Here is a 24,797-nt window from a genome sequence, read left to right on the forward strand (position 1 = left end):
AAGTTTGTATCAGAGTTTATTTTGCTTCAGACAGCCCTCTCGTTAGCCAGCCTCTTTTGTTGGCTGTGGCAATAGCATAAGGTGTAATCCAGAATAAACTGAAAGTATAAAAAATACTGTATGAATATGCCCAGAAAGCCTCAGACAAGCTGTATCTTTTGGCATAGAACAATACAGAGAAGCTAGAAACTATTAAAATGCTTAAGAGTGTAGAACTAAAGAATAAAATTGGATGTATCGCTATAAAAAACAGCATAAACAGCAAGAATGGATATGCCATAACAATCTTTAGTGATTGATTTAAGAATAAAAGACGTGCTCCAAATTTAGATTCCTTTCTAAAATCCGTGAAAACGTATTTTGCCATCATTAAATTCTCACGTACATTACTTCTACCCCATCTGATAAACATTTTGTATAAACCAACATATTCTTCGGGAACATTTGTAAGTACGACTGCATTTCTTTGAAACAGAACGTGTAATCCTTGTTTCAAAATCATATTCGTCATTGCGCGATCTTCACCAATGTCAGACGGTTGTCCCATAAAAGTTTGCTCAATCCATTCTGGCAAACAATTAAATACCGCATCGCGTCGGTAAGCTGCTGCCGCGCCCGGTGTACATAGTACTGAACCCAACATGCTCTCGGCAGAACGCATGAATTCAAAACTCATTACGAAACTTACATTTAGCATTTTAGGCAATAACGCTTTTTTATTGTTTAAAACGTGAACATTTCCTGCAACCGCACCACATTTCTCATCGATAGCAAACGGGCTTACAAGATTTCGTAAAGTATCTTTTTTTACAATGGAATCACTATCAACTGTTACGAAAATTTCTCCCGTACCCAATTCAAATCCACGGTATAAAGCATGACGTTTTCCTTTATTTTCCGGCTGTTGGTAAATCTCCAAACGATCTCCTAATTTTAGTTTGGCTTGTTGCATCCAGTACCAGGTATCATCTTTACTTCCATCATCGATTGCTAGTAACTGTAGTTTTTGTTCCGGAAAATCACTGTTTGCAAGACTTAATAAAGTGTCCCATACTAATTTCCCTTCGTTATACGCCGGTACAATTACGGTACAAGTTGGTAATAATTCATCTGAAACAGATTCAATTGGTTTATATCTAAAATACAAGTATAAATTATATAGAAATGAACCTGTCTGAAAGAAGAATAAAGCTGCTGTTACAATTAAAAAAGGCAGTCCCCAGGCAGAATTTATTCTGTCTATATGAAACTGATCAAAATCTGATTGTAATTTATAAACTAAGAAAGACCCCGCAAGCATTAGTACAAATGTGCCGAGAAGCACAATAAAACTTAATGGGTTTACGTTTTTCTTAAAATCTTTATGAAAATATTGATTCTTAATATTAAAAATGGAACTGTTTAATGGAAGTTCATTTTTATTGCTAATATTGTTTGAAGTGTAAAATTGTTCCTGAATAATTGTTTCGCTTTTCATAATGGGCAATTGCTGTTTCTTAATGGCTTTTATTAAATTGGCATTCCTTTTGAATATTATCTAATCGTCAAAATGATAATAATATACTATTCGCAGAAATTGACTATATCCCATTTTACAAGCCTTATGCCATTATCATTTAAAATTGACAATGAGTATATTAGAGATTTTAAACTAAAATAACTATGTGTAAAGATTATACACTTGTGAAAAGTTTATACTAAAATGCTCAAAAAAAAAGCCTCCAAATCTCTTGATTTTGGAGGCTTCTCATTTTAAAAAAGAATTACTTGACGTTATTATTTTTATCTTTTAGAATTTTACCTTCTTTGGTAAATTCAAGGTCGATGTCATTTGTTAAATCAACATCCAGATCTTTGTGTCCAAAATCAATATGCGTTATTTTTTCATTTGGATAATTTTTAAAAACATAATCTTTGATAGAAGCAGGAATAAATTCGGTCGGAATTGGTTTATCATCGCCATCAACTTCACGATAAGATCCATCTTTCCAGAATTCAACTTCAGTTCCGTCTTTTAGTTTCACCTCATATCCTTTTTCACCGTGTTCGGCATCTTTTTTAGCAATTTCTACGGACGTATAACTGAAATATTTTTGAAGAAATTCCTGTGCTGGTTTAGGCAATTCCGTTGTTTCAATTTTTTTCTGCGCTTTCGCCGATATTACAAAACCTAGTAATAAAACGGCCATTATGATTTTCGTTTTCATGATTTCTATATTTTATTTATCGTATATAGCTAATTTACAACAACTAAAAATGTATACAAATCAATTTAAGAAAGCTTTAATTTTTAATGAAGCGCTTTTTTATCTATTTTTATTCCTTTAAATAACAACTTCAAAAGATAGAATGACTATAGAAAAAGCAATAAGCGCCGATCATCAAATTTTGACAGATATCACCAAAAAATCAAAAGCTTACTGGGGATATTCTGATGAACAAATTGAAAACTGGTCCCAATTTTTAACCGTAACTTCAGTTTATATTGAGGCAAATGCCGTTTATAAATTAACTCTGGAAAACAAAATCGTGGGTTATTACTCTTTTCTTTTTGAGGATGAAGAAACGGTGAAACTGGATAATTTATTTGTCTTACCGGAATATATTGGCAAAGGGTTTGGAAAAATCTTAATGAGACACTTTTTATCAGAAGTTGATAAAACAAGCATTACTAAAATAGTCCTTAATTCAGAACCTAATGCAGAGCAGTTTTATGCAAAATTGGGTTTTGTAAAAACAGGACAAATTGAAACTTCTATAAAAGACAGATATATGCCAATAATGCAATTAGAATTAAAACCTATAGAATTATAAATAAACAAATTATATGAAACTTATAGCAACTTTTTTTATTCTGTTTTTAAGCCTGAATATTTCTGGGCAAGAACTACCAAGTCCATACAATGCTGGCTATGAATTTCCTATTGGCGCAAAATTTACCATTAAATTAAATACTACTGATCCAAAAAACATCACATACTCTATTATTAAATTTGAACCTTTTACAGAGATAATCAATACTTTTGGAAAGGATGATTTATTTGAAAAAACGGGTGAAGAAGGGACAATTGACTTCTATTTTTACATAGGAACTCATGGAGAAAGTGAAAAGGAAAAGAATAACAACATGCAAGTGCTGCTGACTTTTAAAAACAGGACAAAATTTTCTTTGAAATACATTTCAGAAATTCAGCGTAATGAAGATGGTGGTTTTAAAGAAACATCAAATATGGGGGCTTATCCTGGTGCTGTAGGAAACGAAATGTGGCCTTACATGATTAATATGATACGTTTACGAGATTTTGAAATCTCTAATAAATAATTTAAAAGATTTGCAAAAATGGCAACAGTGACTTTTCCGGCAACTCCAGACTGCGAAATTGTAAGTACCCGAATTTTAAATTTTTCTCAGGAACTTGTTTTTAAAGCCTGGACAGATCCAAATCATTTAAAAAACTGGTGGGGACCAAAAGGATTTACCAATACATTTGAAGAGTTTGACCTTAGACCTGGCGGTAGATGGAAATTCGTAATGCACGCACCGGAGCAAGGAAACTTTCAAAATGAATGCGAGTTTGTGAAAGTTGAAAAACCAACTGAAATCGCCTGGATTCGAATTTCTAAACCTTTATTCAATATAGTCGCTACATTTGAAAAAATAGCTGATTCTGAAACTAAAATTGTTTTCAGAATGGTTTTTGAAACTGCAGAAGAATGTGCTAAACTAAGGCCATATGTTGTAGATAAAAATGAAGAGAATTTTGATCGTCTTGAAGCTGAATTGGATAAAATGATAGTATAAAATTACATTTCACTATTTGCCAAATGCCAAATAATCAAAAAATAAATTTGACTAAATTGCAGTATGAAAGAGTTTATAGAATACATATTGCAATTTGGAAACCTAAACCAGCAGCAACTTGATTTAATTTCAAAAAAAGCAACAGAAAGAGTTCTTCATAAAGACGAATATTTTTCTGAAGCAGGGAAAATTGCACAGGAAGTTGGTTTTATTCTGGAAGGAATTATCAGAGTTTGTTACTATAACAACAAAGGCGAAGAAATTACTAAATATTTTATTGATGAAAATAATCTGGTAGTTGATCTGGAGAGTTTTGACAATGATATTTGCTCTAACGCTTATGTTCAAGCTATTACAGACTGCAAAATGCTAGTCTTTTCCAAAAAGGACTGGAAGGATCTTTTAGATATTATCATTCCATGGGAAGCCATTGTAAATAAGATTATTTCAAGAGCATTGCGACAAAAAATAGAAAGAAGAAGTCCGTTAGTTTCAGAAGATGCTACAACACGTTACTTGATGTTTCTCAAGATTTATCCAAATGTTGTAAATCGAATACCCCTTTCTTATATCGCTTCTTATTTGGGAATTACACAATCTTCTTTGAGCAGGATAAGAAAAAACATTCATTAAAATGCTTTTTGTCATTTGACAAATGATTCTATTTTTAAAGTACGCAACTTTGCTTCAATAATTTAAAACAATAAAAAAATGAAGATAGTATTAATTACAGGAGCTAATAGAAGCATTGGCTTAGAAATAACAAAACAGCTTTCAAAAAAAGGATTATTTATTTATTTAGGTGCGCGTGACCTTGAAAAAGGTAACGAAGCTGTGCAGCAATTAAATAAAGAAGGATTTGAAAACATCAAAGCGATTGAAATTGATGTTACAAAGCCTGTTTCAATAGAAGCTGCCAGAAAAACAGTTGAAACCGAGCAGGGAAAATTGGATATACTAATAAATAATGCAGGTATTAGTGGCGAATTTCCTCAAAGTGCGTCAAGTGCATCAATTACAGCCATTCAGCATGTTTTTGATACCAATTTTTTTGGTGTAATTAGTGTTACACAGGCATTTTTAGAATTGCTTAAAAAATCAGAAGCTCCAAGAATTAGTAATATTACTTCTGGTTTAGGATCTTTGACCTTACACAGCGATCCAAGTTGGAAATATTACGATTTTAAAGCAACGAGTTATGTGACCTCAAAAGCTGCTTTAAATGCTTTCACGATTACACTGGCCCACGAACTTAAAGATTTACCATTCAAAGTAAATGCTATTGATCCTGGTTACACAGCAACAGACTTTAATCACCACAACGGACCGGGAACTGTTGAAAGCGCTGCAACCTTCATCATAAAACACACAGTAACAGCTAATGATGCGCCTACCGGTATGTTTTATAGTAATGATATTGAAGATGAAACCGAGGTTAGTCCTTGGTAAAAATCTAGTTTGACCTTTATTCGAAAAACCTCCATTATTTCTAATGGAGGTTTTCTGTATAATGAATTGAGTAAATTATTTACCGGTAACTTAAAAAATCCAGAAAACATACACCAAAAATAAAACAGTAACATTCGTATGTGTTTTTATTTTTCGAGTAATTTCAATTCCAGTTCTTTTACCTTGTTTTCCAGATCAGTAATGTATTTTTTTTGAGGTAATAAGGCTTCTTCTATTTCTTCTGTTGTATAACGCGGTGTAATATGTTGTGGGCAATTCCAATCGTAAGCCTGAATTTCAAAAATCATCATTCTTTCAGGACGGAATTTATAATCTTCAGGTTTTAAAGAATCATATAATGCTTCATGGTCTTTCAGTTCTACAATTTTTGCCTTAGCATAGATTTTTAATCGTGCTCTTTGTGGATACGAAACCATTATAAGCGCTACTTTTTCATTTTTAGAAATATTCCCTGTCGAGATATATTGCCTGTTACCTGCAAAGTCAACGATTCCAATTGTTTTGTTGTCAATTACTTTAATAAATCCAGCCGGTCCGCCGCGATGCTGAATGTACGGATAATCATTTTCTCCAAAACTTGCCATATAAAAACTATCCCTGTCGCTAATAAAGTTACTTTCATTTTCTGTCAATCCATCCACAACTGACATTTTTTCCATTCGATCATAAGAGTTTCTGCTTCCCGCTTCTTCCTGAATCTTTTTAATGTTATCTGTAAAGGCTAATTGTGCGTAATTCATAACTAATATTTTAGATTTTACAACTTTACTTCTGGAGAATTCGAATTTTATAATTCCTGAATCTGTCTGATCATCTGGTTAGTAAACCCCCATTCATTGTCGTACCAGGCCATTACTTTTACCAAATCCCCATCGACAACTCTTGTCATTTCTAAATCGACAGTAGCGGCAAAAGGGCTTTTTATAATATCAGTGGACACAAGTGGTTCATCTGTTACAGCAACTACTTTATGATAACGCGCCGTTTTTGATTCTTCGATTAAAATCGAATTAATTTCTTCAACAGTTGTTGGTTTTTCTGTTACAAAAGTAATGTCAGATATTGAGCCAACAGGAACCGGAACTCTCACGGCAACCCCATCAAATTTTCCAAGATATTGCGGTAATGCTTTAGTAGTTGCTATTGCAGCACCCGTAGCGGCTGGCGCTAAATTTATTCCTGCTGTTCTTCCCATTCTGGGTTCTCTTTTAGACGGAGCATCAACCAATGTTTGTGATGCTGTATAAGCATGTGTAGTATTTAAAATGGCTTTTTTAATACCTATTCGTCGTCCTAAAATTTCAATAATCGGACTTATATTATTCGTTGTACAGCTTGCACATGAAAAAACAGCAACTTTTCCATCTTCGGTATTGACACCATGAACCACTGTTGGTGTATCTTTAGTCGGCCCAGATATCACAACAAATTTAGAACCAGCGGTTAAATGTTTTTCTGCGTCTGCTTTATTGGTAAAAAATCCTGTACTTTCTATTACTACATCAACTTGTAAGTCTTTCCAGGGTAATTCTGCAGGATCTTTTATTGCTGTATATTTTATCTTGTGATCATCAATTAATATAAAATCGCCTTCAAAACTTACTTTCTTATTGTACTTGCCATAAATACTATCGTATTTTAATAAATAAACTGCATTTTCAATTGTCATTAAATCATTAATTCCTACCACTTCTAAATCTGGAGAATCCAAAATTATTTTCAGTGATGATCTTCCAATTCTACCAAAACCATTAATTGCTATTTTTTTCATGTTGTTTGATTTTAATTATATAAGACATTACAAAGTTCAAAATATTTCAGTCATTGGGGTTTAACAGATTTTCCCGAAGAGTTGGCTATTTTTCTTTAAGTACGAAAAAATCATCAATTCTTTTTAATCCTAAATGTGAATTAATAAATATACAACATTAATAATCAATAAAGTAGTACGTTTTTATTATGAAATAATTAAATCCTGCAAATGAAGAAGTCTAGTTAATAATTACATTTACACTTTATAACTTAGACAAGTATTTATGGTTTATAAAGGAACTTCATATGAATTTTTATTGTTGACAGAAATCAATGCTGAAAATAAAAAACTGGCTTTTGGAGCGAAAGACACTGAATTAACATTACTTTGGAATACAGGTTCGGAGATGAATATTTCTGTTGATAAAGTCAAATACAGATTAGCTCAAAATGAAATTATTTTTCTGACTGAATTCCATCAAATTGATTATTTAGAAGTTGAAAGTGCCAGGATGTTACGATTCAATCAGAACTTCTTTTGCATTATTAATAATGACAATGAAGTGGGAAGCAAAGGACTTTTATTTTACGGAGCGATGGGAATTCCGATAGTTCCTCTTTCAGAAAACCATATTCAAAGTATGGAAACTACTTGGGATATTTTGTTATCTGAAATGGATGCCAAAGACAATTTACAGATCGATATGTTGCAGTCGATGCTAAAACGTGTATTGATTTTGTGTGCAAGAAGCCTGATGGCTACAGCAAATTATGTCAAACTTGAAAATAGTCAGGCCGATATTATAAGAGAATTCAATTACCTCGTTGAAGGTCATTTTGCTAAACATCACGATGTAGCCTTCTATGCTTCTAAATTGAATAAATCGCCAAAAACCTTATCTAATCTTTTTGCTGTTTTTTCTGAAAGACCTCCACTGAGTATAATTCATGATCGTATTATGATTCATGCCAGAAAGCAAATTGCGTATACACAATTATCTATAAAGGAAATTGCTTATGATCTTGGTTATGAAGATTTGCAAACTTTCAGTCGGTTTTTTAAAAACAAAGAAGGAATTTCTCCAGTTCAATTTAGAGAAAAAATTAGCTGATTGTGTTTAATATTGTAGGATTAAGTATTCATAATAAAGATATTGCTTATATTCACCAAAAAGAAATTAATCAGGAAACAGCTGTATTAAAACTAGTAAAACATGAAAAATTTTCTACTTCTTTCTCTTATATTAATTACTCAATCCTTTTATGGACAAGACAAAGTCGTCAAAAAACCCGAATATGTAATCGTAATAAACAATGACATCGTGTCTATGGAAACAGTCGAAAAATATGGTGCCGATGGGTATGTAAAATCGATGACCAAAGGAGTTTCAGAAAAGGAAAGAAATGAATTAGCTAATAAATTTGGAGATAAAATTGGAGATAAGGAATTTATAATTATAGTGGGAATTTACACAGAACAGGAAAAAATTGAAAGAGACAAAGAAATCAATTCCCAACCAGTAGCAAGCAAAAGTGTAGCTCAAAATGATGAAAAAGAATATATTTTAAATGTAAATGACAGAGCAACAGATTTTACTTTAAAATTAATAGATGGTAAACAAATAAAACTTTCTGATTTAAAAGGGAAAGTTGTTTTGGTAAATTTCTGGGCAACCTGGTGCGCACCGTGTTTAATGGAATTTTATGATATTCCATCAAAAATCATCGAGCCATTTAAAAAGGATGATTTTGTGTTTTTAGCAATTTCGAGTGGAGAGACACAAGAAAAAGTATTAAATAAAGTGACCAAATTAAGAAAAGACGGAATTAACTTTAATTATGGCGTTGACTCGGATAAAAAAATATGGAATAACTATGCAACGGCTTCTATTCCTAAAAACTTTTTAATAGACCAAAATGGGGTTATAAAATATGTGGCAACAGGAAATGCTCCGGATAATTTGGATATTATAGCAGCTGAAATAAAAAAATTGCTTGCTAAATAAAGTACATTAGTTATGTTTAAATTGCCTCTTATGAAGTTAAACCTTATCGTTACAGGACTTTTTGTTATTTTTTCTAATTGCCTTTTTGGGCAAAATAATTTTTCAAGCAATCCTTTAGATGCCATCTTTGAAACCCGGGATTCAAAAAATTTCTGGGAAGCATTTGACAAAATGGACCAATCAAAACAAAATCCGTTTGTTGAATACATGCAAAAAGGTTCACCAGGTGTTAAAGGATTTACGGAGAACAGAATACTTAATGCAGATTCTCTTTTTTCTGCTGTAAAGAAAAGAAAAGCAGATTATGAACTTTCAAGAAATGTTTTAGAGGGTCTTCCTTCTAAGGAAAAGAGAGTAAGAGCTATTTATAGTGCCCTAAAATATTGGTATCCGAACGCAAAATTCCCTCCTATTTATTTTGTTTATGGAAGATTCAATTCTGGCGGAACTTCTTCTCCCGAGGGAATTATTATAGGAACTGAAAAACTTACAAATTTAGATGGAATTTCAGGTTTAATTGCACACGAACTTGTTCATTACCAGCAGAAAATAGAAGGTAAAGACATGTTATTGAAATGGTGTTTACTTGAAGGTGGCGCAGATTTTATAGGAGAACTTATTTCTGGAGACGCAATAAATCAGCAATACTATCAATATGGAGAACAAAACAAGGATAAATTAGCTCAGGAATTTGTAACGAGACTAAAAAATGCTGATTATCAGGATTGGTTGTATGGAACCTCTAAGAAAGATGACAGACCAAATGATTTAGGATATTGGATGGGCTATAAAATAACAGAAGCTTATTTCAATAAACAAAAAGATAAACAAAAGGCAATTGAAGAAATACTCAATATAAAAGACCCGATGCTATTTTTAAAACAAAGTGGTTTTTTAGATGTTTATATTGAAAAATATCAAAAATCGAAAAAAGAAAGTTTTGATGATTTTTTCAAATAAAAAAAACTCCTTAATTTCTTAAGGAGTTTTTTGGTGGGCGATGAGGGGTTCGAACCCCCGACCCCCTCGGTGTAAACGAGGTGCTCTGAACCAGCTGAGCTAATCGCCCTATTTTACTAGGTTGCTATCGTTTGTGATTGCGAGTGCAAATATACAGCTAGAATTCGTATTTGCAAGTGTTTTTAGAAAAAAAATGAAATATTTTTTAATGATTTTATTTACCTTCCTATTTTTCAGCTTCTTAAAAAGGAAATAAAAAGTATCGTTTTCTTATTATTTAGTTAAAAATTGAAAACTGAAAAGGTAATTTAGAATATTCTTTTGTATTCACTTGTTAGAGTCTTACATTTGCATACCTTAATTGTATACTCAAATGGCTAGATTTCAAGAAAACGATTTACCTAAAGCTAAATTAGACTCTAATTCCCTTCAAAAAGCAATCCGAATTTTTAAATATGGTAAAGGCCACAAATGGAAATTTTTCCTTGGCTTGATTTTCCTTTTATTGACCAGTGCTACTGCCCTCGCCTTTCCTAAGTTAATGGGAATGTTGGTTGACTGTGTAACTAATAAAGACTTAAGCAGGGCAAATGAAATTGCTGTTGGACTTATGGTAATCCTAACGTTACAGGCCATCTTCTCCTTCTTTAGAATTTCTTTATTTGTGAATTTTACGGAGAACTCGCTTTCAAATATACGTTTTGCGTTATATGAAAACCTGGTAAAACTACCAATGGGGTTTTATTCTCAAAAACGTGTTGGAGAATTAAATAGCCGCATTAGCGCTGATATTTCGCAATTGCAAGACACTTTTACAACTACAATTGCCGAATTCTTACGTCAGTTTATTTTAATTGTTGGAGGTTTTGTTATTTTAGGAAACATTAGCCCTAAATTAACTTTAATGATGTTGGCTATTGTGCCAATTGTGGCCGTAGCAGCTGTTATTTTTGGAAGATTTATTCGTAAATACGGAAAGAAAACACAAGATAAAGTAGCAGAAAGCCAGGTAATTGTTGAAGAAACTTTACAAGGAATCAGCAACGTTAAAGCTTTTGCCAATGAATGGTACGAAATTCAGCGTTATAAAAATAAAATCAAAGAAATTGTAAAAATCGCGATCAAAGGCGGTCAATACAGAGGTTACTTTGCTTCCTTTATCATTTTATGTCTTTTCGGATGTGTGGTTGCTGTTGTTTGGTACGGTATTACATTAACAATTAAAGGAGAAGTTGAAGGTGTGGGCGATTTAATTTCATTTGTACTTTATACAACCTTTATTGGTGCTTCTTTTGGTGGAATTGCCGAGATGTATGCTCAAATTCAAAAAGCAGTGGGAGCAACAGAACGTGTTTTTGAATTATTAGAAGAAACTCCGGAAGCCATCAATGCAAATCCAAAAACAACACCTATTGAAAAAATAAAAGGTACTGTTTCTTTCAAAAATGTAGCTTTTAGTTACCCGTCCCGTAAGGAAGTTGAAGTTCTAAAAGATGTAAATTTCAGTGCCGAATTCGGTCAGAAGATAGCGATTGTAGGCCCTAGTGGTGCTGGAAAATCAACCATTTCTTCTCTATTATTACGTTTTTACGATATCACTTCAGGAGAAATCCTGGTGGACGGAAAAAACATTTACGATTATGACCTGGAAAATCTACGTGGAAACATGAGTATTGTTCCGCAGGATGTAATTTTATTCGGAGGAACAATTAGAGAAAATATTGCCTACGGAAAACCAGATGCTACCGACGAAGAGATTATGTTAGCAGCAAAACAGGCAAATGCCTTAAATTTTGTAGAAGGTTTCCCGGAAAAATTTGAAACATTGGTTGGAGAACGCGGTGTAAAATTATCTGGTGGGCAACGTCAGCGTATTGCAATTGCAAGGGCTTTACTTAAGAACCCAAGTATTTTAATTTTAGATGAGGCGACATCCTCTTTAGATAGTGAAAGTGAAAAATTAGTTCAGGAAGCTTTAGAAGTATTAATGCAAGGAAGAACAAGTATTATCATTGCACATCGTCTATCAACTATTAGAAATGCAGATAAAATTTTAGTTTTAGATAACGGAAAAATTACAGAAGAAGGAACACATCAGGAACTTATAAATCTTGAAAATGGTATTTATAAAAACCTTAGTAATCTTCAATTTAGTAATTCTTAATGAATTAAAAATAACACTAACTACCTTTAAACTATTGAAATGCCACATTTACGAATTATTCTGATTTTATTATTTATTGTCTTAAATACTATTAGTGTTCTTGCTCAAGATAAACCTTTCAACGTTGTCAATATCTCTAAAGACGGGGCCCAATATATAAAATTCGGGATGAATCTTCAGGTTTGGGGACGCTATTCAGAATTGAATGCAGGAAGTAAAATTGGCACAAATGAAGTGGATGATACATACGATATTGTAATCAGAAGATTGCGTTTGCAGGCAATGGGAATGCTTACAGAGAATATTTTCTTCCATTTGCAGTTTGGTCAAAACAATATCAATTTTACACAGAATAATGGTCCGTCTAATGCTCCTCTCTCTGTAATGGATGCTTTAGGAGAATATCATTTTAACAAAAGTCTTCATATTGGTGGTGGATTAACAGCTTGGGGAGCAGGAACAACACGTTATTCTGCAAACAGTTCTTCTTCTCAATTAACTTTAGATACGCCAATGTATCAGCAGTTTATAAACACATCATCAACTTTCGGAAATAGAAATTTAAGTATTTACGCAAAAGGAGATTTAGGAAAGTTTAATTATCGTACGGCTATTACGAATCCATATCGTACTACAGCAAATAATATTGGACTGAATTCTACTGTTAGTACAGAAACACCTAGAGCTCAATATTCCGGAATTCTAACATATTCTTTCTTCGATAAAGAATCACTGGAAGATGCTTATCATAAAGGAACTTATTTAGGAACAAAAAAAGTTTTCAATATGGCATTGGGTTATTTGACTCAGGCAAAAGCAATGTGGCACCTTACACCGGATGCAACAGTTGTTTATGATGATATGAAAGTTTTAGGTTTTGATGTTTTTTACGACAGTCCGTTAAGCGAAAAAGGCAATGCTATAACCGCATACGCAGCTTATAATAATTGCGATTATGGTAAAAATTACATTCAATCTGTGTCGACACCAAATCCTGCTGTTGGAGACGGAAATTTAATTAACGGTTCCGGAGCTGGTTTTATTGGTGTGGGTACAGGAAATATCTATTATGCTCAATTGGGTTATTTATTTGCAAAGTCAGACAATCAGACAAAAAAAGGACGTTTTCAACCTTATATAGCAACTCAAATTGCTGCTTTAGAAGCTTTAGACGAACCAATGACAATGTATGAATTAGGAGCAAACTATTATACCACAGGAACTTTAGGTCCAAAAATTAGTTTAAATTACCAGAATAGAGCTGTTTATGATAAAACACTGGTTGGGCAATACAAACAAAGTGATCGCTTAGGAATGGTCGTTTTACAATGCCAGGTTTCTTTCTAAAAAAACATAAAAATTCCAATAAAAAAAATCCAAATTCCAATCGTTACAATTGAAATTTGGATTTTTTTATTGACAGATAAGCACTGCGACTATAAACTGAGACTGAAAACTATTTTTTTCCTTTTCTTCTCTTACGTTCTGCTTTAATCATTGATAATTCACGGCTTGTTTGCCCGGCTACAGAAGTATTTTCTTCAGCACGACGAATTAAGTATGGCATAACATCTTTTACTGGTCCAAATGGTAAATACTTCGCCACATTATAACCGTTTTCGGCTAAATTATAACTGATATTATCGCTCATCCCGTATAATTGTCCAAACCAGATTTTGTTATCGTTTTTGGCAATTCCTTTTTGCTGCATCATTTCCATCAATTTATAAGAACTCAATTCGTTGTGAGTTCCTGCAAAAATGGACATTGTTTCCAAATGATCTAGCATATAATGAACAGCTGAATCATAATTTACATCCGTTGCTTCTTTAGATACGCAAATTGGCGAAACATAATTTTTCTCTTCTGCTCGTTTGTTTTCTTTTTCCATGTAAGCGCCACGAACTAATTTCATTCCAATAAAAAAGCCTTCTGCTTTAGCAATTTCATGTAATTTTTTCAAATAGTCCAAACGATCCCAACGGTACATTTGCAACGTATTAAAAACAATAGCTTTCTCTTTGTTGTATTTACGCATCATATCGGTAACCAAATCATCAGCAGCATCCTGCATCCAGCTTTCTTCACCATCAATCAATAAGGCAACATCTTTTTTGTGCGCTTCACTGCAAACTTTGTCAAAACGTGCTATTACTCTGTCCCACTCTGCTTGTTCTGATGGACTTAAAGTTTGTTTTTCGCCTAATTTTTCATACAATTCAAAACGCCCTAAACCTGTAGGTTTGAAAACGGCAAATGGAATTGCCAAACGTTCTTTAGCAAATTCGATTGTTTTTAAAGTCATTTCTAAAGCGGCATCAAATTGTGCTTCTTCTTCTTTTCCTTCAACTGAATAATCCAAAACAGATGAAACGCCTTTTGTAAACATTTTATCTACTACAGTTATACAATCATCCTCATTTACTCCTCCACAAAAATGATCAAAAACCGTTGCACGAATTAATCCTTCCACAGGAAGATGTGCTTTGATAGCAAAATTAGTAACAGCAGTTCCAATTCTTACCAAAGGTTCGCTATCAATCATTTTAAAAAGAAAATAAGCTCTGTCAAGTTCAGTATCACTTTTAAGTGAAAATGCTACCTGAGTGTTATCGAATATTTTTTCCATTTAGGTTGTTTTTTGTGCAAATATAGAGAGAGTTTTGAATATTATTTATAAAAATAGGCCCTATTTTGCATTCAATACTGTTAAAGTAGCAAAGCAGACTTTAACAAAAAAGCAATATTTTAAAAAATGACAAAAAATTACCACAAAATAGAATTTCGTTATTTAATACCATTTTATTTAAGCCGTTTTTACAACAAATTATAGACAAAGTTTGAATATTATTTAGTTAAAAATGCCGTATTTTGTGGTTCAATAAACCAAAGATAAATATGCAATCGATTCAAGCCAATAATTATCTCGTACATTTCAACCAAAATGCATACGAAGCTTTAAATACACACTTAAAAGAAAATAAATATTCTAATTTGTTTATTATAGTTGATAATGAAACAAATGAACATTGCCTTCCTAAATTTTTACCTTTACTTGAAACCGATTTAAATATCGAAATTATTGAATTTGAATCTGGAGAAGTAAACAAAAATATTGAAACCTGTATTCAAATCTGGAATGTATTAACAGAGCTTGGTGCCGATAGAAAATCACTTATAATCAATGTTGGAGGTGGCGTTGTTACTGATTTGGGCGGCTTTGTAGCTTCCACTTTCAAACGTGGTGTTAACTTTATCAATGTTCCAACAACATTATTATCTATGGTTGATGCTTCTGTTGGAGGAAAAACAGGAGTTGACTTAGGAAATCTTAAAAATCAGATTGGCGTTATCAACGTTCCTCAAATGGTTTTGATTGATACTCAATATCTGGAAACGTTGTCTCAGCCCGAAATGCGCTCTGGTTTGGCTGAAATGCTAAAACATGGTCTTATATATGATGCTGCTTATTGGAAACAGTTTTTAGATTTACAATCTATTGATTATGCTGATTTTGATGAACTAATTTATCGTTCGGTTGAAATCAAGAATGATATTGTAATTCAGGATCCAACAGAAAAAAACATTCGTAAAGCATTGAATTTCGGTCATACATTAGGTCACGCAATCGAAAGTTATTTTTTAGAAAGCGACGTTAAGACCACTTTATTACACGGCGAAGCAATTGCAATTGGAATGATTTTAGAAAGTTACATTTCTTTGCATAAAAATTTAATTTCTGCTGAAGAATATGCTGAAATTAAAACAGCTCTTAAAAATATTTACGACGATGTTGAAATTGAAGAAAATGACATCGATCCGATATTGGAACTCCTTATTCATGACAAAAAAAATGAGTACGGATTAATTCAATTTGCCCTGATTGAAGGCATCGGAAAAATTAAAATTAATCAATCCGTTGAAAATAAATTGATTCTCGATGCGTTTCAAGATTATAAATCTTAAACTTTTTTTAATCAAAAGGATTGCTTTAGGTATATATTATTTTTTACATTTGCCACGATGAAAACAAACAACAAACAAAGACACTTTAGTTCTTATAGAAACCGTCTCAATAGTTCTTTATTAAGAATGTTGAATCGTTTTTATAATAGTAAAAGTCCGTTTTGTTTTGAGGTTTTTCTTTATTCAAAAGCAGAGAATGAAAAATTAGAAATTGTATTTGCCAATATTAGGGTTTGAATTTTAGATTTTGCAACGTATAAAATCTAAAAATTACAATTTAAAATATATTAAATGAATACTAAATATTCTGATCTAATTAATCAAACTTATTATTTCCCACAAGAGGAATTTAAATTAAACAAAGACAACTTACAATTTCACAATATCGATTTGATGAAATTGGTTGAACAATACGGCACCCCATTAAAATTTACCTACTTGCCACAGATTTCTGAAAACATTAATAAGGCAAAAGCCTGGTTCAGAAAATCGATGGAAAAAAACAAGTACGAAGCAAAGTATTACTATTGCTATTGTACAAAAAGCTCTCATTTTGAATATATTATGAATGAGGCTTTTAAAAACAATATTCATGTTGAAACTTCATCTGCTTTTGACATTAATATTGTGGAGAATTTGTTAGAAAACGGTAAAATCAACAAGAGTACGTATGTAATTTGTAATGGTTTTAAAAGAGACGAATATATTACCAATATTGCAAGGCTAATCAATAACGGACATAAAAATACTATTCCGATTATTGATAATTACGAAGAATTAGATTTGCTTCAGGCTGAAATAAAAGGTAAATTTAAAATTGGAATTCGTATTGCAGCTGAGGAAGAGCCTAAATTTGAGTTTTATACTTCAAGATTAGGTATTGGATACAAAAACATCGTTGCCTTTTATAAAAAACAAATTCAGGAAAATGATAAATTAGAGCTTAAGATGCTTCACTTTTTTATCAATACCGGAATTAACGATACAGCATATTACTGGAATGAGTTAGTAAAATGTATTAAAGTATACATCGCACTTAAAAAGGAATGCCCTACTCTTGATGGTTTGAACATCGGAGGTGGTTTCCCTATTAAAAACTCTCTTGCATTTGAATATGATTACCAATATATGATTGATGAAATTATCAATCAGATTAAAATTGCATGTGATGAAGCCGAAGTTGATGTTCCAAATATTTTCACAGAATTTGGATCGTTTACTGTAGGTGAAAGCGGTGGCGCAATCTATCAGATTTTGTATCAAAAACAACAAAATGATAGAGAGAAATGGAACATGATTGATTCATCATTCATTACCACTTTGCCGGATACTTGGGCTATAAATAAACGTTTTATCATGTTAGCGGTTAACCGTTGGAATGATACATACGAGCGGGTTTTATTGGGAGGATTGACTTGCGATAGTGACGACTATTACAATTCAGAACAAAATATGAACGCTATTTATTTGCCTAAATACAACAAAGAAAAGCCATTGTACATTGGTTTCTTTAATACCGGAGCGTATCAGGAAACAATTGGAGGATACGGAGGTTTACACCACTGTTTGATTCCGCAGCCAAAACATATCTTAATAGATCGTGATGAAAATGGAATTATTGGAACCGAAGTTTTCTCTGAACAACAGACTTCTGACGATGTTTTAAAGATTTTAGGCTACACAAAAAAAGTATAAAAAAAAACTTGCAAATTAAATGTTAATATCCATAAAATTATTAATTTGCAGTATCATCTAAAAGGTTAAACTTTTAATTCAAAAAAAAACAAAAAAAATGAAAGGACCAATCAGTCAGTTTATTGAAAAACATTATTTACACTTTAACTCTGCTGCTTTAGTTGATGCTGCAAAAGCATATGAACAACAATTGGCAAACGGTGCTAAAATGATGGTAAGTATGGCTGGCGCTATGAGTACAGCAGAAATTGGTAAAATTTTTGCCGAAATAATTAGACAAGATAAAGTACAGATTATTTCTTGTACCGGAGCCAATCTAGAAGAAGATGTCATGAATTTGGTTGCACACTCTCACTACGAAAGAGTGCCAAATTATCGTGATTTAACACCAGAAGACGAATGGGCTTTGCTTGAAAGAGGATTAAATCGTGTTACAGACACTTGTATTCCGGAGCATGAAGCATTTCGTCGTTTACAAAAACACATTTACAAAATCTGGAAAGATGCTGACGATAAAGGAGAACGTTATTTTCCTCATGAATTCATGTACAAAATGTTATTGTCAGGTGTATTAGAAGAATACTATGAGATAGATTTAAAAGATAGCTGGATGTACGCTGCCGCTGAGAAAAATTTGCCAATTATCGTTCCGGGATGGGAAGATAGTACAATGGGAAATATCTTTGCTTCATATGTAATTAAAGGCGATTTAAAAGCATCTACCATGAAATCTGGAATTGAATATATGACATTCCTTGCTGACTGGTATCCAAAAAATAGCGCTAACGGAATTGGATTCTTCCAAATTGGTGGTGGTATTGCTGGTGACTTCCCTATTTGTGTAGTACCAATGTTGTACCAGGATATGGAAATGCACGATATTCCATTTTGGAGTTATTTCTGCCAAATTTCAGATTCAACAACCAGCTATGGTTCGTATTCTGGAGCAGTTCCAAATGAGAAAATCACTTGGGGTAAATTAGATATCAAAACCCCAAAATTTATTATTGAGTCGGATGCAACAATTGTTGCTCCATTAATTTTTGCCTATTTATTAGATTTATAGTATATTTTTATGAAAAGAGTTATAGTAGACTACGCTAAACTTACCAATGAAATTTTGAACCTTTTGGTTGAGAAATTTCCTGATGGTTATGATGATTCGGATGTTATCCGTTTTAGAAATGCTAAAAACGAATTGATCGAAGCTGTTGAAGTTCGTACTGAAGACACTATTTATTTAGTAAAAATTAGTACTAAACTTGCTGATAGAATCGAGAATTACGATGAAGATGATGATATTGATCTTGACGTTGATACAATTGAACCAGTAAAAGGTTTGGATCTTGATGATGATAGTGACGATGACGAAGAAGATGAAAAAGAAGACAAACCAGATGTTGATGGTGGTGATGACGATGATGAAGACAGAGATCCGGATGATATTGCAGACGAAGATGATGATGAAGACGATGAAGATTAATTTATCTCTTTCAAAATAAAGTAAAGGAACTCCTATTTGAGTTCCTTTTTTTTATTACCCCAATTAAACTTGATATTTAATATAGATAATAAATTTAATATTAATATATTTTGTAAGAAATTTCTTTAAATTTAGCGTTTAAAAATAACAGCCAAATGAATACAGAACTACTACACGCCAAATTAAAAGAGAATTTTGGATTTGAAAAATTTCGTCCCAATCAGGAAACAATTATCAATACCATACTTGCTGGTCAGGATACTTTAGCGATTATGCCAACTGGTGGTGGAAAATCAATATGTTTTCAATTACCCGCTTTAGTTTTGCCTGGAATTACGATTGTTATTTCACCCTTAATCGCCCTGATGAAAGATCAGGTGGATAGTTTGAAAACTAACGGAATCAATGCCTGTTATATTAATAGTAGCCAATCAAGTGAAGAACAGCAATTTTATATTGACAATTTAAAATCGAATAATTTTAAACTTGTTTATATTGCTCCGGAAAGTTTATCTTATTTAGATGTTATTTTTAATGAATTGACAATTAGTTTGATTGCAATTGATGAAGCGCATTGCATTTCATCCTGGGGACATGATTTTAGACCCGCTTATACCAATTTAGGTTATCTAAAAAACCGCTTCCCTTCTACTCCAATCCTTGCATTGACTGCCACAGCTGATAAAGCAACCCGAACTGATATTACCAAACAACTAAATTTAAAAAATCCAAAGACTTTTGTTGCTTCATTTGATCGACAAAATTTAAGTTTAGAAGTTCGCCCGGCACTTGATCGCGTAAAACAGATTATTGATTTTGTAGAAAATAAACCCAACGAATCTGGAATAATTTATTGCTTAAGCAGAAAAACAACAGAAGAATTAGCTCAGAAATTACAAAAAAGTGGTGTTTCGGCAAAAGCATATCATGCAGGTTTAGAAAATAAACTTCGTGCAAAAACACAGGATGAATTTATAAATGACGATTGTCAGGTGGTTTGTGCTACAATTGCTTTCGGAATGGGAATTGATAAATCGAATGTGCGCTGGGTTATTCATTATAATTTACCCAAAAATATTGAAGGCTATTATCAGGAAATTGGTCGCGCCGGACGTGATGGATTACCAGCAGAAACAGTCTTATTTGAAAGTTATGCCGATGTAATACAGTTGCAAAAATTTGCTTCTGAAGGTTTAAATTCTGATGTGCAATTGGCAAAGTTAGAAAGAATGAAGCAATATGCCGATGCATTAAGCTGTCGTAGAAAAATTCTACTTTCTTACTTTGGAGAATTAGTTAAAGAGAATTGCGGTAATTGCGATATTTGCAAAAATCCTCCAAAATTTTTCGACGGTACGATTCTCGCGCAAAAAGCACTGTCAGCTATTAGTCGCTTAAAAGAATCTGAAACCTTAGCTGTGATTGTAGATTTTTTAAGAGGTTCAAAAAACGCCTATATCTACGAAAAAAATTATCAAAGCTTAAAAACGTACGGAATTGGTGCTGACATTTCATGGTACGACTGGAATCAATATTTGATTCAGTTAATTAATTTAGGATATTGCGAAATTGCGTTTCATCAACACAACAAGATTTTATTAACAGCTTTTGCGAAGAAGGTTTTGTTTGAAGGAGAAAAAGTAAAATTAACAACAGTCGTTAAAAAAGTAATTGATAAAAATGAAATTAAAGAAGTAAAAGCTAAAACAGTTAAAAATTCTCTTTTTGAAATACTTCGAAAACTACGTTATGAGATTGCCAAGGATGAAGATGTTCCTGCTTATGTAATTTTTAGTGACGCTGCATTAAGACAAATGGAAACATTACGGCCAATGAGTGATGAGGAATTCCTGGCAGTTGAGGGAGTTGGTAAAGCTAAACTTGAAAAATACGGCTCAGAATTTATAGATGCAATTATTTATTACGAAAAAGTAAAAAAGGAAAAAACTAAAGTAAAAAAAGAGGGTAACACTTATAAAACGACTTTAGCACTTTTTAACGAAGGTAATAGTATTGAAGAAATTGCAGGAAAAAGAAATTTAGGACAAACAACGATTATTTCACATTTGGCAAAACTATATGCAGATGGTGAAGATATAGATTTAAGTCCATTTGTGACAGATGATGAAGTGAAACAATTACATAAAGCGCAAATTGAGCTTGAATATCCAACAGCATTAAAACCTTATTACGATCATTTTGAAGAAAAATTATCTTATGATAAGATACGCTTTGGCCTCGCTATTGTCGAAAGGAATAAATAGAATTTATTATATTTATAATTATAGAAATTTATGTGAATAGAAATTCTAAAAACAAAAAATCCTGTGAACATATTTTCACAGGATTTTTTTATTCTTAAATTTTTTCAGATTTTATAAATATCTTTCCTGAAAAACATTTTGATGATGCTTTTGATGTCCAATAATTACATGTCCCAAAGCTCGAGCCGAAAGCTGATGCGTTGAAGCTGTTCCTAATCTTTTAAGTTGTTCTTCAGAAAGACTTTTGTAAAACAATAAAGTTGAATGTCTTACCGCAGAAAATTCCGTCAACAATTCCTGAATGCTTCTTCCGTTTGCATTTGTATTAACTACATAATCATTTTCTTCAAATCCCGGTAAAGCTGTTTTATCATTTCTTGAAAAACGAAGCGCACGATAAGCAAAAATGCGCTCACAGTCAATTAAATGCTGAATGATATCTTTAATCGTCCATTTTCCTTCCGCGTAGCGATAATCAAATTTATCTAACGGAATATTTTGAACAAATTTTATAAAATCATGAAGCGAAATTTCTAATTCCTCAATCAAATTAATTTCTCCGGCTTCCTGAATGTAATTTGCAAAAGGTCCGGAATATTCAGTTTCTGGTAATTTCATTGATTCAATTTTTAAGCCGAGTTTCTACTCGCATTTGTATTTCCGAAAAGCGATCTCGTTACTATTTTTTCATAAACTTTGATCAACTCTTCATTCCCGCTTTTATTGTTATTCAATTCATTAATTCTCAACAAAGCATATTGTTGTATTGTCAACAATGGCAATACAATACGCTCTCTTATTTGAATTGATGCTATACCATCAGGATAGTTTTCCATTAGGGTTTTATGACCCGCAATTTTAAGCAGAAGACGTTTTGTTTCTGAAAATTCATCGTAGATAATTTGCCAGAATTCTCCAAACTCAGGATCATTTCGCATATATGCTGTTAATGGTAAAAATGATTTTGCCAATGACATCATACTGTTTTCCAGAAGTGTTTTAAAGAATAATGAATTATGATACAAATCACTCACTTTATCCCATTGCCCACTTTCTTCAAAATATTTTAAAGCAGAACCTACTCCAAAAAATCCAGGTACATTTTGTTTTAACTGACTCCATGAACCAACAAACGGAATCGCTCTTAAATCAGCAAAATCCAATGATTCTGATTTGCTTCTTTTTGATGGACGGCTTCCAATATTGGTTTTAGAATAATATTTCAGGGTACTCATCTTCTCTAAATACGGAATGAATTTTGGATGATTCTTAAAACTTAGATATTTATCATATCCTAAATCAGCCAATTGTGTCAAAATTTGAGTTTCATCAGCACTTAATTCGTTATCTTCTTTACTAAAGACCTGATTAGTAACACCAGCACTTAACAAGTTTTCGATATTATAACGACAAGAATCAAGAGTTCCAAAATTCGAACTAATCGTTTGCCCCTGAACTGTAATCTGAATTTCGTTGTTTTCAATTTTTGGTCCTAAAGAAGCGTAGAATTTATGTGTTTTTCCACCACCACGTGCCGGAGGTCCACCACGTCCATCAAAGAAAATAGCATGAATTCCGTACTTTCTTGAAATTTCAGTCAATGAAATTTTAGCCTGGTAAATACTCCAGTTGGCCATCAAATAACCACCATCTTTAGTTCCGTCAGAGAAACCAAGCATAATAGTTTGTTTGTTTCCTCTTGCCTGCAAATGCTTCGAATATTCAGGATTGGTGTACAACTGCTCCATAATTTCGTGCGCATTCTGCAAATCATCAACCGATTCAAAAAGCGGAATAATATCAACAGTAGGATTCTCCCAATTATTCAAACGAATCATGGCGAAAGTTTCCATTACGTTCAGAGCGCTTTCGTTGTTACTAATAATATAACGATTGGCACCAAATTCACCATTAGCTTTTTGAATAGTCTTGATTGCCTGAACTGATTCTAATGTCGATCTTGTTATTTCATCATTAAAATCAGCTGGATTTAAATCTCCTTTAACTTTAGATAAAACATCTAATTTTTCACTTTCAGATAATTCAAAGTAGTTTTCCGGGAAAATTTTTGAATCTGAATTTAAATAATGATTTACAACATCTTTAAAAACAGCATCATGAATTTTACTATTCTGACGAATATCTAAAGTTGCAAAATGAAAACCAAATAAATTGATTTTTACCAAAAAAGCTTCCAATTCATCAAGATATAGCGATTGGTGTTTTTCGATAATTATAGTTCTTATTTTATTTAATTGCGATAGTAATTCTTCTAAAGTAATGTAAATTTCACCTTTAGAATAAAAAACAGAACGGTAAAGTTTATGTTCAAGTTCGGATACCAAAGTATCTACACCTGAGAATGTTAACTTTCTTTTTAGGTTTCTCATCTCAACATAATAACACTTTAAAATAGAAGTACGCAAACGTTCTGCTACTTTCAAAGTAATTTCAGTTGTAACAAAAGGATTTCCATCACGGTCACCTCCCGGCCAGAAACCAAGTTTGATTAATTGATTTTTAATAGCACTTCCGTGTAGTATGTTTTTCTGTAAATAGTGCACAATTTCTCCCGAAGTTGCATAAAACACATTCTCTAAATACCAGATCAAACTTACCGCCTCATCGTATGGATTTGGTTTTTCATTCTGAATAAAAGGTGTTTTTCCTAATTGTGCTAATAATTGTTTTATTTTTAATAAATCATTTAAACGAATAGCATCCGTTAAATCATTGATAATTCCTAAAACTGGTCCAGGGTAAAATTGCGTTGGATGTGCCGTTAAAACGGTTCTTACATTAAAGTTTTCAAGAAACTCTATTAGTTCTTCATTCTTCTCTTTAGCATCTGTTTTTTCTTTGATATCACGCAAAGATCCGCGTCCTTCCATGTTATTAACAGCAGGAAAAGCAGCATCTTCAATAGCATCAAATAGTACAATCTGACGTTCTATATATTGAATAAATCGAAACATTAGATCGATTTTTTCTGTCTCAGAAGCGTTATTTAGGTATTTATTTGAGAAAAAATCAAAAATTTCTTTCGGTGTTTCCTGTTTTCTAAAACCCGTTTCGCAAGTTTCTGTAAATAAAGGAAGTAAAACTCCTGTATTATCAATAGAATCAAAGGGTAATGTTATAAAAACACTATTATAAATGTGGTATTTTGAGAGAACATCTTGATTAAAACGTTCAATTTTTGGCAACGTGTACATAATCGTGTTGTAGTTGGTTG

Annotated in this window: 22 protein-coding genes and 1 tRNA gene; 15 read left to right on the forward strand and 8 right to left on the reverse strand. The window is 32.4% G+C overall.

The annotated features are described in order from the left end of the window. Positions 1–16 precede the first annotated feature (16 nt). Positions 17–1,477 carry a glycosyltransferase gene (locus B0A65_RS02495; RefSeq protein WP_074661404.1) on the reverse strand — a complete coding sequence of 487 codons (1,461 nt, stop codon included), beginning with the start codon at positions 1,475–1,477 and terminating at the stop codon, positions 17–19. Positions 1,478–1,763: 286 nt separating this feature from the next. After that, the gene (locus B0A65_RS02500; RefSeq protein WP_074661408.1) at positions 1,764–2,207 is read right to left on the reverse strand and encodes a PepSY-like domain-containing protein; all 444 of its coding nucleotides are present in this window, start codon (positions 2,205–2,207) and stop codon (positions 1,764–1,766) included. Between the two features lie 142 nt (positions 2,208–2,349). Here B0A65_RS02500 and B0A65_RS02505 point away from each other — a divergent pair, with 142 nt between their 5' ends. The 5 genes from B0A65_RS02505 (at position 2,350) to B0A65_RS02525 (ending at position 5,251) form a co-directional block, all read left to right on the forward strand. After that, positions 2,350–2,814, forward strand: coding sequence for a GNAT family N-acetyltransferase (locus B0A65_RS02505; RefSeq protein ID WP_074661412.1), 465 nt, complete (start codon positions 2,350–2,352; stop codon positions 2,812–2,814). Between the two features lie 13 nt (positions 2,815–2,827). Next, the gene (locus B0A65_RS02510; protein WP_074661416.1) at positions 2,828–3,322 is read left to right on the forward strand and encodes a hypothetical protein; all 495 of its coding nucleotides are present in this window, start codon (positions 2,828–2,830) and stop codon (positions 3,320–3,322) included. Positions 3,323–3,340: 18 nt separating this feature from the next. After that, entirely contained in the window at positions 3,341–3,802 is a 462-nt protein-coding gene (locus B0A65_RS02515) for an SRPBCC family protein (protein ID WP_074661420.1), read from the forward strand. A 63-nt stretch (positions 3,803–3,865) separates the two neighbouring features. Then, a complete protein-coding gene (locus tag B0A65_RS02520; RefSeq protein ID WP_074661424.1) occupies positions 3,866–4,435 on the forward strand; it encodes a Crp/Fnr family transcriptional regulator in 570 nt (189 codons plus the stop codon). Positions 4,436–4,513: 78 nt separating this feature from the next. Continuing rightward, positions 4,514–5,251, forward strand: a complete 738-nt coding sequence (locus B0A65_RS02525; protein ID WP_074661428.1) for an SDR family oxidoreductase — start codon at positions 4,514–4,516, stop codon at positions 5,249–5,251. Between the two features lie 146 nt (positions 5,252–5,397). Here B0A65_RS02525 and B0A65_RS02530 read toward each other — a convergent pair whose 3' ends face one another. Together B0A65_RS02530 and B0A65_RS02535 are read right to left on the reverse strand one after the other, a co-directional pair. Further along, on the reverse strand, positions 5,398–6,012 hold the full coding sequence (locus B0A65_RS02530) for a pyridoxamine 5'-phosphate oxidase family protein (protein ID WP_074661431.1): 615 nt from the start codon (positions 6,010–6,012) through the stop codon (positions 5,398–5,400). Positions 6,013–6,059: 47 nt separating this feature from the next. Further along, on the reverse strand, positions 6,060–7,043 hold the full coding sequence (locus B0A65_RS02535) for a type I glyceraldehyde-3-phosphate dehydrogenase (RefSeq protein ID WP_074661434.1): 984 nt from the start codon (positions 7,041–7,043) through the stop codon (positions 6,060–6,062). A 265-nt stretch (positions 7,044–7,308) separates the two neighbouring features. Here B0A65_RS02535 and B0A65_RS02540 point away from each other — a divergent pair, with 265 nt between their 5' ends. The 3 genes from B0A65_RS02540 to B0A65_RS02550 all read left to right on the forward strand — a co-directional run bounded on the left by B0A65_RS02540 (position 7,309) and on the right by B0A65_RS02550 (position 9,990). Continuing rightward, positions 7,309–8,136, forward strand: a complete 828-nt coding sequence (locus tag B0A65_RS02540) for a helix-turn-helix domain-containing protein (protein WP_074661437.1) — start codon at positions 7,309–7,311, stop codon at positions 8,134–8,136. Positions 8,137–8,238: 102 nt separating this feature from the next. Further along, the gene (locus B0A65_RS02545) at positions 8,239–9,030 is read left to right on the forward strand and encodes a TlpA family protein disulfide reductase (RefSeq protein WP_083370478.1); all 792 of its coding nucleotides are present in this window, start codon (positions 8,239–8,241) and stop codon (positions 9,028–9,030) included. Positions 9,031–9,060: 30 nt separating this feature from the next. Then, positions 9,061–9,990 (forward strand): DUF2268 domain-containing putative Zn-dependent protease, encoded by a 930-nt coding sequence (locus tag B0A65_RS02550; RefSeq protein WP_074661735.1) that lies wholly within the window; start codon positions 9,061–9,063, stop codon positions 9,988–9,990. A gap of 31 nt (positions 9,991–10,021) precedes the next feature. Here the strand turns inward: B0A65_RS02550 and B0A65_RS02555 are convergent. Continuing rightward, positions 10,022–10,099, reverse strand: a tRNA-Val gene (locus B0A65_RS02555). Between the two features lie 264 nt (positions 10,100–10,363). Between B0A65_RS02555 and B0A65_RS02560 the strand changes: the two genes are divergently transcribed. After that, positions 10,364–12,154, forward strand: coding sequence for an ABC transporter ATP-binding protein (locus B0A65_RS02560; RefSeq protein ID WP_074661447.1), 1,791 nt, complete (start codon positions 10,364–10,366; stop codon positions 12,152–12,154). 39 nt (positions 12,155–12,193) lie between these two features. Next, on the forward strand, positions 12,194–13,501 hold the full coding sequence (locus tag B0A65_RS02565; protein WP_074661450.1) for a porin: 1,308 nt from the start codon (positions 12,194–12,196) through the stop codon (positions 13,499–13,501). Positions 13,502–13,610: 109 nt separating this feature from the next. On the opposite strand, the gene B0A65_RS02570 is transcribed toward B0A65_RS02565, so the two are convergent. Next, entirely contained in the window at positions 13,611–14,783 is a 1,173-nt protein-coding gene (locus B0A65_RS02570; protein ID WP_074661452.1) for a proline dehydrogenase family protein, read from the reverse strand. 269 nt (positions 14,784–15,052) lie between these two features. Between B0A65_RS02570 and aroB the strand changes: the two genes are divergently transcribed. The 5 genes from aroB (at position 15,053) to recQ (ending at position 21,562) form a co-directional block, all read left to right on the forward strand. Next, positions 15,053–16,120, forward strand: a complete 1,068-nt coding sequence (aroB, locus tag B0A65_RS02575) for a 3-dehydroquinate synthase (RefSeq protein ID WP_074661454.1) — start codon at positions 15,053–15,055, stop codon at positions 16,118–16,120. A 291-nt stretch (positions 16,121–16,411) separates the two neighbouring features. After that, a complete protein-coding gene (locus B0A65_RS02585; RefSeq protein WP_074661459.1) occupies positions 16,412–17,815 on the forward strand; it encodes a type III PLP-dependent enzyme domain-containing protein in 1,404 nt (467 codons plus the stop codon). Positions 17,816–17,912: 97 nt separating this feature from the next. After that, positions 17,913–18,881, forward strand: a complete 969-nt coding sequence (locus B0A65_RS02590) for a deoxyhypusine synthase family protein (RefSeq protein WP_026985069.1) — start codon at positions 17,913–17,915, stop codon at positions 18,879–18,881. A gap of 9 nt (positions 18,882–18,890) precedes the next feature. Beyond that, positions 18,891–19,298 carry a DNA primase gene (locus tag B0A65_RS02595; protein ID WP_074661462.1) on the forward strand — a complete coding sequence of 136 codons (408 nt, stop codon included), beginning with the start codon at positions 18,891–18,893 and terminating at the stop codon, positions 19,296–19,298. Positions 19,299–19,453: 155 nt separating this feature from the next. Further along, entirely contained in the window at positions 19,454–21,562 is a 2,109-nt protein-coding gene (recQ, locus tag B0A65_RS02600; RefSeq protein WP_074661465.1) for a DNA helicase RecQ, read from the forward strand. A gap of 111 nt (positions 21,563–21,673) precedes the next feature. On the opposite strand, the gene B0A65_RS02605 is transcribed toward recQ, so the two are convergent. Beyond that, positions 21,674–22,180, reverse strand: coding sequence for a DinB family protein (locus B0A65_RS02605; RefSeq protein ID WP_394335680.1), 507 nt, complete (start codon positions 22,178–22,180; stop codon positions 21,674–21,676). Between the two features lie 11 nt (positions 22,181–22,191). Beyond that, a complete protein-coding gene (locus B0A65_RS02610) occupies positions 22,192–24,777 on the reverse strand; it encodes a phosphoenolpyruvate carboxylase (RefSeq protein ID WP_074661469.1) in 2,586 nt (861 codons plus the stop codon). Positions 24,778–24,797: the final 20 nt, after the last annotated feature.

The organism is Flavobacterium frigidimaris (assembly GCF_002217275.1).
GTDB lineage: Bacteria > Bacteroidota > Bacteroidia > Flavobacteriales > Flavobacteriaceae > Flavobacterium > Flavobacterium aquidurense.